At 62.1% G+C, this 2,702-nt stretch carries 3 protein-coding genes; 2 read left to right on the forward strand and 1 reads right to left on the reverse strand.

Annotation, left to right across the window (positions count from 1 at the left end; all coding sequences use genetic code 11):
* Positions 1-64: 64 nt before the first annotated feature.
* Complete coding sequence (locus A2J03_RS25980; RefSeq protein ID WP_068380019.1) at positions 65-811, reverse strand: TetR/AcrR family transcriptional regulator; 747 nt, start codon at positions 809-811, stop codon at positions 65-67.
* 127 nt (positions 812-938) lie between these two features.
* Between A2J03_RS25980 and A2J03_RS25985 the strand changes: the two genes are divergently transcribed.
* A complete protein-coding gene (locus A2J03_RS25985; protein ID WP_231912721.1) occupies positions 939-2,192 on the forward strand; it encodes a DUF445 domain-containing protein in 1,254 nt (417 codons plus the stop codon).
* Positions 2,193-2,290: 98 nt separating this feature from the next.
* Positions 2,291-2,702 (forward strand): helix-turn-helix domain-containing protein (locus A2J03_RS25990; RefSeq protein ID WP_442971414.1); only part of this gene is annotated, 412 nt, incomplete at its 3' end.

The raw sequence follows: 2,702 nt of genomic DNA on the forward strand, positions 1-2,702 counted from the left end.
CCGAAGCCGACCCCGCCGACTTCGTCGACCAGCACATCGAGGTGCCGATCGACGACGAGGAGCGCTAGGTCGCCTCGGCTGCGCCAGGCTCCGATTTCGCGTCGACCAAGGGATGCGGCTGCGACTTGAACTTCGCCGGCGAGCCGTCGGCCATCGCAACGCCGTGCACTCCGCCCCACGTCATCATGCACAGGTAGTCGATGAGGTCCTCGGCGGACATCGACTTGTTGGAAATCCACCAGTGCGTAGCGAGTTGAACCGCGCCGACGATCGCGAACGCCCATGGGACCGAGCCGCCTGAGTCCATCTCGCGGACCCGTAGGCGTTCGCCCAGCACCGTGGCCAGCAGCTCCGCGATCATCCGCTCCGACTCGGCCACGACGTCGCGGTTGGTTCCGGCGTTGTTGGCCATGACGTAGAGGTAGACCTCGGGATCGGTCGCGACCGTCTCGACGTATGCCGCGATGACCGCCCGGGTGAGGTGATACTCGTCGAGTTCCTCGGAGATGGCGAAGTAGATGCGGGGAGCGAGCGTCGTCTCGACGTAGCGCGTCATCGTGGCGTTGGTCAGGTCGTTCTTGTCCGTGAAGTACCGATAGAGAACCGTCTTCGAGATACCGATCTCCGACGCGATCTCGTCCATTCCGATATCGCGACCACGTAACCGGATGGCGGCCAGAGTGCCGTCGACCAGTTCTTCCCGCCGCGCGATCTTGTGCTCGCGCCACCGGCGCTTACGGCCGTCCGGCTTCTCGGTCTTGGCCTCCGAACTGGTCTCTGTCTTGTCCGCTGAAGTCGCATTTCTCGCCACGTGTTCCCGCCGTATCCCATCGTCTTCGTATGAAGATCAGCTTAGGCGTCCATCGTTGGATGCGCGTGTATGCGTGCGGGAAAGCGTGTGACCTTCGAACACAGGCACAATGGCGATTGTGGAACTGATGAATTTGGACGATGCGGCCAAGCGCCACGACCTTCGCAGGATGAAGCTGGTCGCGACGGGCTTCCTCGCCTTCGCCACGGTGGTCTACCTGATCTGTCGCTGGCAGGAATCGAAGGGTGCAGGGGAGTGGGTCGGATACGTTCGCGCAGCGTCGGAGGCGGGGATGGTGGGAGCGCTCGCCGACTGGTTCGCCGTGACGGCATTGTTCAAGCACCCGTTGGGAATTCCGATTCCGCACACCGCCATCATCAGGAAGAAGAAGGATCAGCTCGGAACGTCGCTCGGCTCGTTCGTCGGGAACAACTTCTTGGCGCCGGACGTCGTCTCCGACAAAGTTCGGTCCGCGCAGGTGCCCCTCCGGCTCGGGACCTGGCTTGCCGAGACCGAGAATGCCGAACGTGTTGCCGCCGAATCCGCGACGATCATGCACGGCGTCGTCGGCGTGCTCAAGGATGAGGACATCACTCAGGTCATCGACAGCACCATCGTTCGCAGGCTGGCCGACCCGCAGTGGGGACCACCGATCGGCCGGGTCCTCGACGAGCTGATCAAGGAGAACCGCCAGCTACCGCTCATCGACATGCTTGCCGAGCGGGCGCATCAGTGGGCGTTGGGCAGCGAGGAGACGATCGAACGCGTCGTGACGCGGGATTCGCCGACGTGGTCTCCCAAATTCGTCGATGCGATGCTCGGCGAGAAGATCTACAAGGAGCTCGTCGAGTTCACGTGGAAGGTTCGATCGAACCCCCAGCACGAACTCCGCCTCGCCGCCAACAAGTTCCTCGTCGACTACGCGCACGACCTTCAGCACGACCCGGCGACCATCGAGAAGGCCGAGTCACTCAAGGCGCAGATCATGGGCAGGGATGAGATAACCGGTCTTGCTGCCGCCACCTGGAAGGTAGCCAAGCGCCTCATTACCGAGTCGGTCGACGACCCGTCGAGCACGCTCCGACGCAAGATCAGCGAGAACGTGGCCAATTGGGGCGCGCGGATGCGCGACGACGACGAGCTTCGCGAGAAGTTCGACGGCTGGCTGCTCGGAGGAGCGCGCTACATCGCGTCGAACTACGCGGGCGAGATCACCACGATCATCACCGACACGGTCGCGCGCTGGGATGCCGACGAGGCGAGCCGCAAGATCGAACTCCAGGTGGGCCGCGATCTTCAGTTCATTCGCATCAATGGCACGGTCGTCGGATCCGTCGCCGGCCTGGCGATCTACTCGCTGTCGAATTTGATGTTCGGATGAGCGCTAGCAAAGTGCTTGCAATAGTTAGCACCCTTGGGTAATCTCGGCTCCCGTACACCGAAACCACAAGTTTCAGGTTAGCGAATCGAGTGGTGAACATGACCCCTAGTAACGATGAACACTTCGACAACCAGGGGATAGTCGCCAAAGTGTCCGAGGCGACCGAGGTTGTCGCAGAGGCGAGTGATCTTGTCGCCAGTGTGGTGACAACTGCTGCATCGGATATCGGCAGCTATATCCGCTCACAGCGCGAGGCTGCTCAGGTTTCCATGCGGCAACTCGCGTCCAGGGCGGGGGTGAGCAACCCGTATCTCAGCCAGATCGAGCGCGGGCTACGCAATCCCTCCGCCGAGGTGCTCACGCAGATAGCCAAGGGTCTGCGGGTGTCATCGGAAGCGTTGTACGTACGGGCCGGGTTCTTGGAAGAACGTCCGCACGGTCCAGTTCGAGATGCATTGCTCGGCGACACGGAGATCACCGAACGGCAGAAGCACGTGCTGATCGAGATCT

Origin of the sequence: Rhodococcus sp. EPR-157 (assembly GCF_001647195.1) — a bacterium.
Classification (GTDB): domain Bacteria; phylum Actinomycetota; class Actinomycetes; order Mycobacteriales; family Mycobacteriaceae; genus Rhodococcoides.

What these genes read in the sequence shown, in the direction of transcription:
- A2J03_RS25985 (WP_231912721.1), top strand. Translation starts at nt 939, where the DNA reads ATGAATTTGGACGATGCGGCCAAGCGCCACGACCTTCGCAGGATGAAG.